This is a genomic window from Pseudomonas sp. MTM4 (assembly GCF_019355055.1).
GTDB lineage: Bacteria > Pseudomonadota > Gammaproteobacteria > Pseudomonadales > Pseudomonadaceae > Stutzerimonas.
This window is the reverse complement of record NZ_CP048411.1, coordinates 1,711,776-1,726,926: the sequence shown is the minus strand read 5'-3', so window position 1 is coordinate 1,726,926 and position 15,151 is coordinate 1,711,776. Positions and strand designations below refer to the sequence as shown.

12 protein-coding genes and 1 pseudogene are annotated in these 15,151 nt (G+C 63.1%); 4 read left to right on the top strand and 9 right to left on the bottom strand.

The features are described from left to right. The first annotated feature begins 103 nt into the window (after positions 1-103). Both GYM54_RS07830 and GYM54_RS07825 read left to right on the top strand, forming a co-directional pair. Positions 104-511, top strand: a complete 408-nt coding sequence (locus GYM54_RS07830) for a DUF2946 domain-containing protein (RefSeq protein ID WP_181100647.1) — start codon at positions 104-106, stop codon at positions 509-511. A 99-nt stretch (positions 512-610) separates the two neighbouring features. After that, positions 611-2,002, top strand: coding sequence for a PepSY domain-containing protein (locus GYM54_RS07825; RefSeq protein WP_181100649.1), 1,392 nt, complete (start codon positions 611-613; stop codon positions 2,000-2,002). Between the two features lie 4 nt (positions 2,003-2,006). Here GYM54_RS07825 and GYM54_RS07820 read toward each other — a convergent pair whose 3' ends face one another. From GYM54_RS07820 to GYM54_RS07810, 3 genes are read right to left on the bottom strand one after another with little or no spacing between them, the layout of a single operon-like run. Beyond that, positions 2,007-3,398, bottom strand: coding sequence for an efflux transporter outer membrane subunit (locus tag GYM54_RS07820; protein ID WP_181100652.1), 1,392 nt, complete (start codon positions 3,396-3,398; stop codon positions 2,007-2,009). Next, entirely contained in the window at positions 3,395-4,579 is a 1,185-nt protein-coding gene (locus GYM54_RS07815; RefSeq protein ID WP_181100654.1) for an HlyD family secretion protein, read from the bottom strand. Before GYM54_RS07815 ends, GYM54_RS07820 begins: the two co-directional genes overlap by 4 nt. After that, a complete protein-coding gene (locus tag GYM54_RS07810) occupies positions 4,576-6,153 on the bottom strand; it encodes an MFS transporter (RefSeq protein WP_181100657.1) in 1,578 nt (525 codons plus the stop codon). The genes GYM54_RS07815 and GYM54_RS07810 overlap by 4 nt, the downstream gene beginning before the upstream one ends. 276 nt (positions 6,154-6,429) lie before the next feature. On the opposite strand from GYM54_RS07810, the gene GYM54_RS07805 reads away from it, so the two are divergent. Both GYM54_RS07805 and GYM54_RS07800 read left to right on the top strand, forming a co-directional pair. Continuing rightward, positions 6,430-6,882 (top strand): PA2169 family four-helix-bundle protein, encoded by a 453-nt coding sequence (locus GYM54_RS07805; protein ID WP_197445601.1) that lies wholly within the window; start codon positions 6,430-6,432, stop codon positions 6,880-6,882. A gap of 122 nt (positions 6,883-7,004) precedes the next feature. Further along, positions 7,005-7,925 (top strand): AraC family transcriptional regulator, encoded by a 921-nt coding sequence (locus GYM54_RS07800; RefSeq protein ID WP_131650585.1) that lies wholly within the window; start codon positions 7,005-7,007, stop codon positions 7,923-7,925. 3 nt (positions 7,926-7,928) lie between these two features. On the opposite strand, the gene GYM54_RS07795 is transcribed toward GYM54_RS07800, so the two are convergent. From GYM54_RS07795 to GYM54_RS22010, 6 genes and pseudogenes are all read right to left on the bottom strand, one after another. Then, a complete protein-coding gene (locus GYM54_RS07795) occupies positions 7,929-8,390 on the bottom strand; it encodes a carboxymuconolactone decarboxylase family protein (RefSeq protein WP_197445602.1) in 462 nt (153 codons plus the stop codon). A gap of 10 nt (positions 8,391-8,400) precedes the next feature. Next, complete coding sequence (locus tag GYM54_RS07790; protein WP_197445603.1) at positions 8,401-9,138, bottom strand: SDR family oxidoreductase; 738 nt, start codon at positions 9,136-9,138, stop codon at positions 8,401-8,403. Positions 9,139-9,319: 181 nt separating this feature from the next. After that, positions 9,320-10,846: a sialate O-acetylesterase gene (locus GYM54_RS07785; protein ID WP_197445604.1), complete on the bottom strand. Its 1,527-nt coding sequence runs from the start codon at positions 10,844-10,846 to the stop codon at positions 9,320-9,322. A 136-nt stretch (positions 10,847-10,982) separates the two neighbouring features. After that, positions 10,983-12,584, bottom strand: coding sequence for a response regulator (locus tag GYM54_RS07780; RefSeq protein WP_197445605.1), 1,602 nt, complete (start codon positions 12,582-12,584; stop codon positions 10,983-10,985). Between the two features lie 82 nt (positions 12,585-12,666). After that, positions 12,667-14,190, bottom strand: coding sequence for an ATPase domain-containing protein (locus GYM54_RS07775; protein WP_197445606.1), 1,524 nt, complete (start codon positions 14,188-14,190; stop codon positions 12,667-12,669). 378 nt (positions 14,191-14,568) lie between these two features. Then, positions 14,569-15,087: pseudogene (locus GYM54_RS22010) on the bottom strand (methyl-accepting chemotaxis protein); the annotation flags it as partial. Between the last annotated feature and the right edge of the window lie 64 nt (positions 15,088-15,151).

Sequence of the window (15,151 nt, the reverse complement as noted above, 5' to 3'; positions counted from 1 at the left end):
AAATCTACAATCCAATTCGCCACGCACCGCCTCCAGAGCCGTTATTCAGTCATTGCTCTGTGAGATTGCCGTGTTTCATCCTGCCGGAGCTATCAGTTTCCCCATGCACCGTCCCCGTCGCGCCCCGATCTGGATAGCCGCTCTGGCCCTGCTGCTGCATCTGTTTGCGATGCCGTTAATGGGGAGCGGTGCTCTGGGCATGCCCGGGCACTGTCCGATGGCCGAGGCCAGCCGGCACGTTTCTTCCCATTTCACCGCGCATAACGGCCACGCGACGGCTATTGACCACGCCGCGCAGGGCAGCGAGTCCGCACCGAAGCCACTGCATCACCTCGGCATGCCTTGCTGTTGCGCCGGCTCGGCATCGATGGCTGCGATCCCCGCCACCGCGACGGAGCTGCACGAGCGGCGACTGATGCAGCGCAATGCCTTGCCGTTCGACCTGGCACCGCCGTTGTCGCTGCGTTATCGCTGGCCCAGCCTCAACCCTCGCGCTTCTCCGCTCACCTGATCGTATCTGCTGAATCTGACCACCGCGGGTAGCGGTCGTCCGCTTCGCCAATCCTGCAGCGCCGGGTTGGTTGTATTTTCTCGATTCGAGTGAGCTTTCATGCCGTCTTCCCATGCCCAGCCGGAGGCACCGCCTCTTGCATCCCGGACGCAGCGACCCTTGCTAGCGCTGCTGATCCGCCTGCACCTCTACGTTGGCCTATTCGTCGGGCCTTTCATCCTCATCGCGGCCTTGAGCGGCTTGATCTATGCGCTGACGCCACAGCTGGAGAGCCGGCTCTATGCCGAACAACTGTTCGTCGACAGTGGCGGACCTTCGCTGCCCCTGGCGCGGCAGATCGAAGTCGCGCAAGCGCACGTCGGCGAGGCCGCGACGCTGTCGGCGGTGCGTCCGGCACCGCAGTCCGGCACCACCACGCGGGTGATGTTCAGCGCGCCGGAGCTGGGGCCGTCGGAGAGCCGCGCCGTGTTCATCGATCCGGTAACGGCTGAGATCCGCGGCGATCTTCTGGTTTACGGTACCACTGGGGTATTGCCGCTGCGCACATGGCTCGATCAGTTTCACCGCAGCCTGCTATTGGGCGAGCCGGGCCGGATCTATAGCGAGCTGGCTGCCTCTTGGTTATGGGTCGCGGCGCTGGGTGGGCTGGCGCTCTGGGTTATCCGGCGCCAGGGTAATCGCAAGGCGAGCGTGGCTAGGACGCAACGGTTGCGGCGCTGGCATGCCACGCTGGGGCTGTGGCTGGTGGTGGGCTTGCTGTTCTTTTCTGCCACCGGCCTGACCTGGTCGCGCTGGGCGGGGGACAACATCGGCGTGGCGCGGGCGGCCTTCGGTATGTCCACGCCGAGCGTATCCACGGCGCTGACCGGCGAGCCGGTGGCACCAGCGGGTGAACATGCCCATCACGCCGGAATGCAGATGGCTGCGGCTGAGCCGGGCGATCCTGCCTTATTCGATGCTGTGCTGGCTGCTGCGCGCCGCGCCGGTATCGACGCTGGCAAGCTGGAAATCGTCCCGGCGGCAGGCCCTGATCGAGCATGGACGGTGACCGAGATCGACCGCAGCTGGCCGACTCAGGTCGACGCGGTAGCCATCGATCCGCGCTCGCTGGCGGTCACCGATCGCATCGATTTCGCCACTTTCCCGCTGGCGGCCAAGCTGACGCGCTGGGGCATCGATGCGCACATGGGCTCGCTGTTCGGCCTGGCCAATCAATTGTTGCTTGCCGTCACCGCGCTCGGTCTGGTGACGCTGGTGATCTGGGGTTATTTGATGTGGTGGCGTCGTCGTTCAACTGTGCGCCGGCCCGGTATGTTGCACGCGTTGCGCGATCTGCTGCCGACTGCTCGGGTGGTGACGGTGGGGCTTGCGGTGCTGTTCGGTTACTGCCTGCCGGTGCTTGGTGGCAGTCTGGTTCTGTTCCTCTTTGCCGAGTGGGTACTCGGCGGTATACGGCGCACCGATCACGAAACCCTGCGTCAGTCGGGCTGAGCTTTCAGCGCTCGGCGGCGGCCTGCCAGCCACCGCCGAGCACCTGGTAGAGGCCGATCAGCGCATTGAGCTGGCTTTCGCGCAGTTGTACGGCGGTCAGCTCGGTGTTGAACAGGTTGCGCTGGGCGTCGAGGGTTTCCAGGTACGACGAATAGCCAGCACGGTAACGGTCTTCGGCGAAGGTCAGCGAGCGCTCAAGAACTGCGCGGCGAGCCTCGACGCGCTCGATCTGTTGTCGCAGATTGCCCACCGCCGAAAGGCTGTTTTCGACCTCCGCGAATGCTTGCAGCGCAGTCGCGCGATAGGCGAAGGCCGCTTCATTGCGTTGCGCGACCGCGATGTTCACGCCCGCTTCCAAGCGCCCGGCATCGAAGATCGGTGCCAGCACGCTGGCACCGATATCCCAGACGCGAACCGGGTCGTAATCCAGCGAATTGACGAACAGCTGGCCGAGGCTGGCCGATACCTGCACCTGCGGCAGGAAGCGGTCGCGCTGGGCTTGCAGGTTGAGGTCGCTGGCCGCCAGCAGCAGTTCGGCCTGATGAATATCCGGACGCCGTCGCAGCAGTTCCGAAGGCAACGCGACGGGCACGTCGGGCGGCTCGATGGCAAGCAATCCGGCTCCGCGCTGCACCGCGCCCGGGAGCGCTCCGGTGAGCAGACGCAAGGCATGTTCCTGCTCGCGAATCGCCTGCTTCAATTGAGGCAGCAATTGCGCCGCGGCTTCGTATTCGGACTGCGCCTGGGTCAGCTCCAGCTGTGAGGTGTAGCCGAGGCTGGCGCGGTCTTCGGCGACACGCAGCGCCTGCTGACGCGACTCGACGGTTTCGCGGGTCACGTACAGCTGCCGGTCCAGCGACAGCAGCGAGACATAAGCGCGTGCCGTGGTGCTGGCGACAGCCAAGCGCACCGCGTCGCGTTCAGCCTCGCTGGCCTGATATTGCAATTGCGCGGCTTCGCGCAGACGCCGTAGCCGGCCCCAGATATCCAGCTCGTAAGACACCTGCAGCGAGGGCTGCACTGCCGTGGTGTGGGCGATGCCGAGCACGCTGAGCTCGCGTGTGCGTTGCGCACCCAGCACCGCGTCCAGATTCGGCAGCAGCGAGGCGTGGGACAGACGGATCTGCTCGCGTGCCTGTTCGACCCGCGACGCGGCGATCAGCACGTCGGTGTTATGTGCCAGCGCCGCTTCGACCAGTGTCGTCAGCTGCGGATCACCAAAAGCCTGCCACCAGTTCGCGGAGATTTCGGCTGTGCGCGCCGCCTCGTCGCGCCATTGCGCTGGTGGAGTGACTGTGGCGTCAGCCGGCAGCGGCTGCCTCGGTGGCATGCAGCCCGCCAACATGATCAGCAGCAGGCCCGGCAATAATCCCGGAACGCGAAACGGACGTCTCATCGCGCGTCTTCCGCTGCGGTTTCAATGGCTTCGGCGTCGCCGCTGGTATCCACGTGCGTGACCACCGAAAGCCCCGGTCGCAGGCGTTGGCTCAGTGGCTGGTTCGGATCGATGGAAATGCGCACCGGTATCCGCTGCACCACCTTGGTGAAGTTGCCGGTCGCATTATCCGGGCGCAGCACGCTGAATTCCGAGCCGGTGGCCGGTGCCAAACGCTGTACACGCCCGCTCAGGCGAGCACCGTCCAGCGCATCGACCTCAATGGAAACCGGCTGGCCTGGGCGCATGGCGAAGGTTTGGGTTTCCTTGTAATTGGCGATGATCCAAAGTTGCTCCGGCACTAGATAGAGCAGCTGCGAGCCGGCCGCGACGTACTGGCCCTGGCGCACCGTGACTTCGCTGATCTGGCCGTCGCGCGGCGCTTCGATGACCGTGTTGTCCAGGTCAATCTGAGCCCGCTTCAATGCCGCTTCGCCAATCTCCACTTGCGCCTGAAGCCCGCCGCGTGAGACTTCGCTAGCCTTCAGCGTCTGCTCGGCAATGGCGATGGCAGCCTGGGCCTGCTTCACGTTTGCCGCTGCGGCGCGAGCGCTGGCGCGGATCTGGTCGCGTTCGCGAATCGAGACCGAGCCACGTTCGGCCAGCTCGTTGACGCGTTTTTCGTCGGCCAGGGCGCGTTGCAATTCGGCTTCAGCGGCGGACAACTCGGCGCGGCGTGACGCCAGCGTGGCGCGGTTGGAGGCCAGGGTTTGCTCGAGGTTCTCCAGTTCGAAACGCTGCGCAGCCAACTCGGCACGGCGCTGCTCGACCAGCTGGCGATACTGTCGATCATCGATGCGCACCAGCGGCTGGCCGCGCGCGACTTGCTCGAAATCCTGCACCGGCACCTCGGTGACGTAGCCGTTGACCTGCGGCGCGAGCACGGTGATCTGCCCTCGCACATAGGCGTTTTCGGTGACCGCGACACGGTTGCTGAACGGCCACAGCTGCCAGGCGTAGAGGATCGCCAGAATGCCGGCCAGGGCGACCAGTACCATCAGAATGACCGTGCGCCGGCTCGGCTTGATCGTCTTCGGCGGATCGTCCGGCGCTGGGCCGGCGTCCGTCATCGCGGCTGAGGGCTGCGGTGGTTGAGCCGTCTGCAAGACTTCTTCTTCGTCGGGTCGTTTGGTTTCACTCATGGAGGCGGGGCATTCCTGTTCTGCCGCGCGATGCGCAGTGTGTGGTAGAGCGACCAGCCGAACACGCCGATGGCGAGCATACCGATCAGCCGGAATACATCATTGAAGGCCAACACATTGGCTTCGCGCGTGGTCGCTTGGCTCAGCTGCGCCGCGCTCTGTGCTTGGCGCAATTGAGGGTCGCTTTGGCGCGGCGCCAGCGCCTGGCTCTGGGCTTGCAGCCGTTGCGCGATGCGCGGATCGCCCGGCACCACCTGCTCGGTCAGATGGCTGGAATGGTATTTCTCACGCATCACCTGATAGGTGCCGAACAACGCTGGCGCCGCGAGCCCGCCGAGGCTTTGGGTCATGGTGAACAGCACGATGAAGCTGACCAGATAATTCGGCCCGTTGCGCAGCGCCTTGCCGATGCCGGTGATCAGCAGCGGGCCGAGGAACATGCCACTGGCGAAGGCCAGCAGGCCCTGGCTAAGAAACATGTCGTGCGGGCGGGTGAGGTTGGTGGCGTCGATGTCGAGGAAACTGGCGATTGCGATCAGCACGATCGACAGCAGGATTTGTGGCAGGGCGGTGGTCGGGCTGAAGGTCATCGCGCTGCCGGCGATACCCATGCTCAACCCGAGCAGAATCACTGCATACAGCGGCTGTAACTGCTCAGTGCCCATGCCTAGCGTTTGCAGCAGGCCGACCGCGCCGTAGGTTTGCTCTGACAACAGCAGACGCAGCGCCAAGGCACCGAAGGCGAAGCGCAGCATTTCAGCGGTGCCGAGCCAGCGGGTATGCAGCAAGGGATTGCGTCTGTGGTGTTCGATCATGAATGCTGTGCACATCAGCACCAGCGCGACGATCAGCGCGTAGCCGAGCCAGGGCTGCTCGGTCCACCAAAGTATTCGACCCTGGGCCAGCACCGCAGCGATCAACGCCAGCGCCGGGGCGAGCAGGGCGAAGGTGAGAAAATCCAGCGGCTCGAAGACCTTGATGCGTTCGCCCAGGGGCAACTTGAGCACCACCACTGCCGCCAGCGAACAAAGTGCCAGGCCGCTCTCGAACACGTAGAGGCGGTGCCATTCGCCCATGTCCAACAATGTCGGCGACATCAGCCAGGCCAATGGCGTGCCGAGCTGAGAAATGCCGAAACCGAGGATGACCCCCTTTGGCAGATCCGCTTTGCGGAACGCCTGCAACATGTAGAACAGCCCGAGGGAAGAGGTGGTGGCCGCCGCCAGTCCACTGGCAGCGCGAACGAACACCGCCATTTCCAGCCCTTCGACGAATACGTGAGCGATGCTCAGCAGCGCATAGAGCGTCAGCCCGATCTCGGCGAAGCGGCGCAAGCCGTACTGCTGGCGGAACTTGATCATCAGCAAATTGGCGGAGACGTTGACCATGAAATACGCTGCCGGCAGCCAGGCGGCTTGCGACGGCGTCAGGCCAAGGTCGCCCTGAATGCTCGGCAGGTTGGCGATGAACAGCGCGTTGCCCAGGCCGCCGGTCAGCCCGACCAGCACGGCGACACAGGCATAGGCGATGCGCATCGGCATCGGATGCAGCAGGATCGCCGGCGAACCGGGCATGGATGGACGTTCGTGGGGTTCCCAACGGGGAACGGGGGCGAGGTATTCCGGCATGTTTCGCAGGGCTCGACGGCGATGGCTCAGGATTATGTGCGCTTCTGCCGGGACGGCAGTCATTCTTGGGACAATCGCGAGCGCGAAACGGTTGTTCGAAGTTATCGACAGGGCACATCGCCGAGGCAGGCGGGCTGAACCTTTGACGAAGCGGGGCAGTCGACTTAACAGGTTGGCCGTGCTGTTTCCGGCCGTTTTAGCAAGCCCCAGGAGGACTATTCAATGGATACCAAAGACACCATTTCCGTGCTCAACGATCTCATCGAAACCAGCAAGGACGGCGAGAAAGGCTTCCGCGAATGTGCTGAAGACCTCAAGAACCCCCAGCTGAAGACCACCATGACCCAGCGTGCGCAAGACTGCGCCACGGCCGCCGCCGAACTGCAGCAACTGGTGCGCACCCTGGGTGGTGACCCGGAGACTTCCACCAGCGTTGCGGGAGACATGCACCGTCGCTGGGTCGACCTCAAATCAATGATCACGGGTAAAAGCGACGAAGCGATTCTCAACGAATGCGAGCGTGGCGAAGACGTGGCCCTAAAGAGCTATCGCAAGGCGCTCGAAAAGGACCTGCCAGCCGATATTCGCGTGGTGGTCCAGCGCCAGTTTCAGGGCGTGCAACGCAACCACGATCAGGTCAAAGCCTTGCGCGACGCAGAACGCGCCCGTAGCTGATCGTTCATTGCTTCGAAAATTGCCGGCTAACGCCGGCTTTTTTTTGGAAGATAATTGGTGGCAGGCGGCATAGCGGGTCAACAACAGCTACGCTGATTCCCTTCGCATCAAGGAGCCTGCCCATGAATTCATTCATCGCTCCGTCAGACGATGAAACCCTGGCACAGCGCGCCGAGCTGGCGCAGCTAGTCGAACGTTTCGTCGATGGCGATGGCGTGCACCCGACCGCCATTGATCCCCTGCATCTGATTTGCTGCGCGGAGCCGGGCGAGCCGGTCTGGGGCGTGCACAAGCCGGCGCTGTGCATCATCGTGCAGGGCGGCAAGGAAGTGCGTTTGGCCGACGAGCTGTACTGCTATGACCCGCTGCATTACCTGGTGGTCTCGGTCACGCTCCCGGTGGGAGGTTGCGTAGTGCGCGCCTCGCCGCAAGAGCCTTACTTGTGCATCAGACTCGACATCGATCCGTCGCTGATTGCCGGGTTGATCAGTGAATCCGGCCAGCTCGCTGCAGTGGACGAGGCACCAGGGCGCGGCCTGTATCTGGACCGTATCGACGCGTCGTTGCTCGACGCGACCCTGCGTCTGGTGCGCTTGTTGGATAAGCCAAAGGACATTCCGGTACTGGCGCCACTGGCGCTGCGCGAGATCTTCTATCGCCTGCTCTGCGGGCCACAGGGCCAGCATCTACAGGAGGTCGCATTGCAGGGTAGCCAGTCGCATCGGGTAACCCGCGCCATCGAGTGGCTCAACCAGAACTATGTCGCGCCGCTGCGCATCGAGGATCTGGCGCGGCGGGTCAATCTCAGCAGTTCCAGCCTGCATCACCGTTTCAAGGCGCTGACCGCCATGAGCCCGCTGCAATACCAGAAACAGCTCAGGTTGCAGGAGGCTCGGCGGTTGTTGATGGCCGAAGGGGTGGAGGTGTCGGTCGCGGGTTACCGGGTCGGCTACGAAAGCCCCTCGCAATTCAGCCGCGAATACAGCCGGTTGTTCGGCGCCTCCCCGATCAAGGACATGGCGCGGCTACGCAGTATCGCCTGAGCCTCAACGCGTCGCTGTCGGGTCCGGCACTTCCCGCAGCGCTTGCGCCGCATCGATGGCGCGCGGAAAACCAGCGGTAACGGTGGTCAGATAGATCACCTCTTTCAGTTCATCGCGCGTGACCCCGAGCCGCAGCGCATAGCCGGCATGGATCTTCAGGTACGGCAGGTTGCCTTGCGCGGCGAACGCAGCGACGGTCGCCAGCTGGCGAGTGCGATCATCCAGACCTGGGCGAGCCCAGACATCACCGAGCGCGTAGGCGGTAACGCTTTCGGCGAGAAAGGGATAATCCTGTTGCAACGCATCGAGCACCGGTTGCCCGGCGCCGCCGGAGAGCCGCTCCATCACCTTCAGACCTCGCTCGTGCCGCTCGCTCTCGTCGGCTGCGCAGGAAGCGGCCGTCGACAAGCCAGCGAGCAATGCCAGTCCAGCCGCTATCAGGGTTCTGCTTGCATTGCCATTCATGAACGTCTCCTCAGTAAGGGCTGGCGGTGGGGCGCACGATCAGCTCGCTGACATCCACATCGGCTGGCTGATCGATGGCATAGGCAATCGCACGGGCAATGGCCTCGGCGGGAATGGCGATCTGGCGGAAATCGCGCATGGCCGAGCGCGCGTCTGCATCAGAGATGCTCTCGGCCAGTTCGGATTCAGTCACGCCGGGGGATATCAAGGTGACGCGGATGTCGCCACCGACCTCCTGGCGCAGCCCTTCGCTGATGGCGCGTACTGCATATTTGGTCGCGCAATACACCGCAGCGGTCGGACTCACCGCGTAGGCACCAATGGAGGCGATGTTGATGAACTGACCGCTGCGCTGACGCTGCATGAGCGGCAGTCCAGCGGCGATACCGTGCAGCACGCCGCGGATGTTCACGTCGATCATCCGGTCCCACTCGTCGACTTTCAGCGCTTCGAGCTTCGAAAGCGGCATCACGCCGGCGTTGTTGACGATGACGTCGACACGCCCGAACTGTTGTTCAGCGAAATCGATAAAACCTTGCATCTCGGCGCGGTTCGTAACGTCCAGCGCTCGGACCACCGCACTGCCACCGTCATCGATGATCGAGGCGGCCAGCGCTTCGAGGCGTTCCAGCCGCCGTGCGCCCAGAATCACTCGCGCGCCCTGGCTGGCCAGCAGGCGCGCCGTCGCTTCACCGATGCCGCTGCTGGCACCGGTGATGGCGATGACTTTTCCGTTGATGTTCGACATGCGCAGACCCTCCGATTGCATTCATGGATGCAGCACTGCTGTGCTGTGGAGTGAATGCTAGGGAGGCGTGCAGACCGGGCGTTAGGCGGATTCTGCCCAGTACTTGCCTGATTCTGGCGGTCCGGATTGCTGGATCGAAGTCCGGGCGCTGACGTCGCGCTCGGGGCGGATGTATCAGCTGTCAGCGCGTTCGCTCGGCCTCGTTGGCCTTGGCCTCGATCTCGAACGCGATGCTCCAGTTATGCAGCGGGTAGGGTTCGTCCACCAGCGCGTCGATATTGGCTTCCGGCCACATGCCTTTGTCCGGCAGGTACTCGTAGTGGGCGTCAGCCAGGGTCGGATCGCTGTCACGCAGTTCGCCGGCGCCGCCGACCGCGCGGCTGGCGTAACGGATGCGCGGCGTACCGCTCAGATCACGTCCGGCGGTCAGACGCACAATCGTACCGGCGGCGATCTCGACTCTTTCGATCGGCACCTCACCTTGCTCGTCGCTCATGGTGAAACCCCGGCCGTCGATCATTCGCGCCTGATGGCCAAGGTAGGGTTCTTCGAACGTCAGCGGAGGATGCGGGACGTGAAAATCGATGAGGATTTCACGGCCCTCGACCGTGGCGCCGAGCGGCGACAAAGGCACCCAGTTGCGGCGCTCGACCACGACCTGGTGGTAAACCTTGCCAAGCATCTGGCCGAACCAGCGATAACCGTTGGCCGAAAGATGCGTGCCCTTGTCCACGTAGGGGTAAACCGGACCGGCCAGGTACCAGTTGGGCTCTTCCTGCGCCAGTTCCCACTGGGCCATGCCGATGTCGAGGCTGCCGTTCACGACCGACGTCTTGGCATCGGTCTGGTAGCTGATGAAGGCAGGCATGCGTTGCTGCCCGATGGCCTGCGCGGTGTCGGCGTAAAGGTCATCGCGCAGCTGGCGCATCATTGCCTTGTAGGTTTCCTTGTCGTTGATCCCGCCCTGAACCTCGGCGTAATCGTACTCACCCTGTAACCAGAACAAAGCGCTGAGGCTGTAGCTCGCGCCTTCGTCATCCGCCAGTTGCTTGGCCTGATCGACGGCTTGCAATACCCGATGGTACTCGTTGGTGCCACCAACCTTGGACAGTTGCGCAATGGAACGTCCCGAAGTGGCGGCGTTGCTGGCGACGAACAGATGCTCGGGATCGGCCTCGACGCGGTGCTTTTCCAGATACAGCCGGCGCGCCATGTTCAGCGCGCCGACTTCAACGGACTCGCCTTCTTCCTGGGCGTGCTTTTCCAGCTTCGCGATGGCATCGCCGTCGAGAATGATCTTGGGATCGCGCTTGAACTGCACCACCGCCTTGAGCGGTTTGAATGCTGCCCCTCCGATCGGTACGAAGCGATCGCCGCTGAAGGTTGCCGAACGTGTTGCATCGCCCAGCATCAGATTGTCGTAGCCCGGCTGTTTCGACAGTGCTGGCCAGCCTTCGGCGGCAGAAGCCAGCGACTGGCCGTAGGTGATGATGTGGTTGTACTTGGCGCTCGGGGCGGGGGAGAGGTGATTGGGCTTGGCCATCAACTGTTCAGTGAGGCGCTTGTTCTGCGCATCGCGGTCGATCAGAGATTGCGTGTCGGCCAACGAGGGTAGCGAGCAGGCCATTAGCCACACGCCCAGCAGCGCTGCGGTGCTCCGTTTAGTGGGGCGGGCAAGCGGACAGGGGATATACCGAGGGGCGGGCATGGGCGATTCCTTCTGATTGACACAGGCGAATGGCATAAGTCAGGGCGAACCGCAGCGGCTCGGAACACGCGTTTCGACGGCCCTGCATGTGCTTAGTTCGCGGCGCGGCGAGTCTCGTCGGACAACCGCAGGCGGATCAGAGTGCGGCCAGGCTCGTCAGTTCGGCGCTTTCCATGGCAAGTTTCAATGCCGCGCCCAGCTCTTCGAGGCGGTAGGGCTTAGCCAGCACATGCACGCCTTCGGCCTCCGCCGACTTTCTCGCCGCCTCGGCGTAACCGCTGGTGAGCAGGACAGGAATGCCGAGTTGCCGCGTGCGGATTTCTCGCGCCAGTTCTACGCCGTTCATGCCGCCGGGCATCATCACGTCGGAAAAGACAACGTCTACTCGGTGCCCGTTCGCCAGTGCCCCGAGGGCAGCGGCAGCGCTGGCAGAATGGATCACTTGGTAACCGAGGTGCTCGAGCATCTCGCCCACCAGCGCGGCGACTTCTTCGTCGTCGTCGACCAGCAGGACGCTACCTGCGGACACGTCGGGAGATTCATCGATGCGGGCATCCTCGATGGGCACTTGATCCGGCACATGCGCCGAGCGAGGCAGCATCATGATCACGCTGGTGCCTCGCCCGCATTCGGTATCGAGCCACACCGTGCCGCCGGACTGGCGGGCGAAACCGTAGACCTGGGCAAGCCCCAGGCCGGAGCCTTTGCCGATTTCCTTGGTGGTAAAGAAGGGGTCGAACACCCGCTCGCGCAGATCATCCGGGATACCGGTACCCGAATCGATCACCGCCAGCCTGACGAAATCACCCCGGCAGCCCAGCACCTGCTCGTTCGGCGCATTGGTTGCCTGCAGCAGAATCGAGCCACCTTCGGGCATGGCATCGCGAGCATTTACCGCCAGGTTGAGGATCACCAGCTCCAGTTCACCGGGATCGACCTCGATTGGCCAAAGGTCCGGCGCAAACTGCACCTGAACATGAATATCACCGCGCAGGCTACGGTCGAGCAGTTCGCGCATCTGGCTGATGCGTAAGGCAAGGTCCACCGGCTCGGGGGCCAGCGACTGGCGTCGTGAAAACGCAAGCAACTGGCGGGTCAGGGCGGCGCCGCGTTGTGCGGCCTGACGCATACCGTCCATCAGGCGCTGGCGGCGCTCCGGGTCCGCTCGTCGGTCGATCATGTCGAGGCCACCTGAGATGACCATCAGCAGATTGTTGAAATCGTGAGCGACGCCGCCGGTGAGCTGGCCGATGGCTTCGATCTTTTGTGTCTGGCGCAGCGTTTCTTCGATATGCGCGCGCTCGGCCATTTGTGTGCGAAGTTCGAGGTTGGCCTTTTCCAGTTCGCTGGTGCGCTCCATGACCAGCGCCTCCAGTTCGAGGGATGCCTGTTCGCGCTCCTCGATCAGCGCCCGTACCTCGTACTGGCGATGCCTTCCACGCAACGCGGTCTGGAGCGCACTGCTGAGGGTAATGCTTTGTACTGGGCGTTCGAGCAGTGAGACGTTGCGCAACGCCGCCACCATGCGCTGACGCCAGGCGGCGACGGCCGGTTGTTGATGTTTGCTGGTCAGAACTACGAACGGGAAATCGGACCAGGTCGGTTGTTGATCGACCCAGGCCGACAGCGCATCGAGGTCCTGGCCGAAAAGACCTTCCTCGGCAATGAATACCGCGTCGACATTCGTGTCGGCGTGCTTCAGCACTTCATCGACGCTGTGGCAGACAATAGCGTCCATGCCGCTGCGGCGGAGTAAATCGGCTGAGGCGGGACCGTCCCGCCCAATAGGGGCGTAAATGGCTACGGTCGAGCTTTTTGGCTCAGGCGTCGTCATGCTCGTCTTTCATGAGGGGAGTGGCATCGCCAGTGTACTCAGGTGTGCCCAACAATATGCCGCTGAAGTTTGACAGCGGCGGCCCAACCTTGATGCCGGAAGCGCCAAGCCTGAATTCCCGGATGGTGCTTTCGTGGCGACCACTGCGTTTCTTGACCACCGACAACGCGCGGCGAACGACGCTGGCATGCTCGAAATAGCGCAGCATGATAACCGTATCACTCAGATAGCTGAGATCCACGGGCGTTTCCATCGGTCCGATCAAGCCATGCTGAGCCATTACCATTACGCTCATCACGCCTTGCTGGCCCAGATAGCTGAGCAATTCGTGCATCTGCAATATCAGAAAGCGGCCATCAGGCATTGCATTCAGATAGCCGTTGAGGCTGTCCAACACAACCACCCGCGCGCCCTGTTCTTCGACGCTATGGCGCACTGCGGCAGTAAATTCGCCAGGTGAAAGCTCGGCGGGATCGACCTGTTGCAGGTGCAGCAGCCCTTTTTCGATCCAGGGCTCGATATCGAGTCCCAGCGCCCGACCACGGGCCAGCAGCGTGCCGATACCTTCATCGAAGATGAAAAACCCAACCTGCTCGCCGCGTTGGCACGCCGCGATGGCATAACCCAGCGCCAGCGAAGACTTGCCAACGCCGGCCGCGCCGATCAGCAACGCGTTGGTGCCGCGCTCCAGGCCGCCGCCGAGCATCTTGTCCAGCTCGGCATTGCCGCTGGAGATCAGTTCGCCGATAAAGGTTGCATGATGTTCGGCAGCGATCAGCCGCGGATAAATTTCCAAACCACCCTTTTTGATACTGAAGTCGTGGTAGCCGCCGCGGAACTGGATGCCGCGCATCTTGACCACCCGCAGCCGCCGCCGCTCGGCGCCGTAATCGATGGCCAGCTGCTCGAGCATCACGACGCCGTGGGAGATCGAATGCAGCTGCAAATCTCCGCTTTCCGAGGTCTGGTCATCGATCAGGATGACCGTGCAGCGTCGGGTCGTGAAGAAATGCTTGAGGGCCAGCACCTGCCGCCGATAGCGCAGCGGGCTTTGCGCGAGCAGGCGCATCTCGGACAGGCTGTCGAATATGACTCGGGTCGGGTTGGTTTGGCTGACGCGATCAAACACCTGCCTGATGGTCTCGCTCAGTTCCATCTCGGCCGGGTGCAGCACCGTCAGCTCAAGTTCGGGGTCGAGGCTGGCTTCCGGTGACACCAGTTCGAACACATCGATACCTTCGAGCGTCCAGCCGTGGCGCTTGGCAACGAGCTCCAGTTCCTGCTTGGTTTCTGAAAGGGTCACATAAAGCACCTGTTCGCCTTTGCGCACGCCTTCGAGCAGGAACTGAAGCGCGAGGGTGGTCTTGCCGGAGCCGGGGCTGCCCTCGTAGAGGTACATCCGGTTGGGGTCCAGCCCACCGCCGAGGATGTCATCCAGGCCTTCGCTGCCGGTTGAGATACGCAGCGAGTCGTCGTCTTGGGTGAAGGTAAAATCAGGGGATTCGGTCATTCCATACTCCTTTCGCGGGCTCTGCATAAGGTCGCCGCGTTCCTGTACTTCTGGCGCTCCGACCATCGAGCAGTTGCCGATTGCGAGGCAAAGTATGCCCAACAATAGCCGGGCTAAAGCCGCTCGATAGACGCCTGCGGGGGGATATTGCGCAAATGATATGCGAGAGGCGCCGTTATTCAATCCGACTCGGCTTTTACCAGGCCGTTCCGCATAGCCAGCGCGTTAGCGCGGCATTCCTGGCGTCGCCGCGACGGCGACGCCAGGTGAAAAGCCGGGGTGGTGGGCGTTTCGCTGACGCGGACAGATGCTCGAATGGGGCAGCACTGAAGCCCTCATCACCCATCGTCGACCGCAGCGTTTCCACGCGCTTTCGCGTTACAGCTTGAAGCGGCTCACCATGGCGATCAGGCGGTCGTTGGATGCGGACAGGCCATCGGTGCTCTTGCTCACCGTCACGCCGGATTCCACCAGTTCGTCGACCATATCCCGCACCGCAACCATGTTCTGGTTGATTTCCCCGCTGACGGCACTCTGCTCCTCGGCAGCCGCGGCGATCTGCGCGCTGAGATCGTGGATGCGGTTGACCGAGTCGGCCATTTCATCGAGCCCGCTGTTGACGCGCGTGGTCCGCTCGGCGGTGGCCTGGCAGCTGCCTTTGGTTTTTTCCATCGCGTCTACCGCAGCATCGACAGCGCTCTGCAAGGCCGCGAGCATCTCGTTGATTTCCGACGTGCTCTGCTGCGTCCGCCCGGCGAGCGCGCGGACTTCGTCTGCGACCACGGCGAATCCGCGACCCTGCTCGCCCGCACGGGCGGCTTCGATGGCGGCGTTCAGCGCGAGAAGGTTGGTCTGCCCTGCGATTTCGCCGATCACGCCCAATACATCATTGATGCGGCGGGCGTCCTGCTGCATCGCCTGGACGCGCGCGGTGGCCGAGTCGACTTCATTGACCAGTGCC